Here is a 269-nt window from a genome sequence, read left to right as displayed (position 1 = left end):
CTGCGCGAGGTGCTCGAACAGGCGAACACGGACGCGGCCGAAGCCGCGGCTCTGATCAACGACGGTCTGCGCCGCAGCCGCGCCACCCCGGTACTGCGCCACGAGGACGACCGCTGGCGGACCGAGGTGACGTCCGATACCGACCGCTGCGCGGCGCACCTTGCCGCGACCACGCTCAGCGCACTGGCCTCCGTGATCGCCACGCTCGGCCCCGCTCGTCTCGGCGTATGTGCCGGGCCGACCTGCCGGGCCACCTTCGTGGACCTCTC

1 pseudogene is annotated in these 269 nt (G+C 72.9%); it reads left to right on the top strand.

The window, feature by feature from the left end:
* Window positions 1–269, top strand: a pseudogene (locus tag ADK86_RS18285) (hypothetical protein); the annotation flags it as partial.

Origin of the sequence: Streptomyces sp. NRRL F-5755, assembly GCF_001279365.1 — a bacterium.
Classification (GTDB): Bacteria; Actinomycetota; Actinomycetes; order Streptomycetales; family Streptomycetaceae; genus Streptomyces; species Streptomyces rimosus.
The sequence above is the reverse complement of the archived record's forward strand: the minus strand, read 5'-3'. Positions and strand labels throughout refer to the sequence as shown.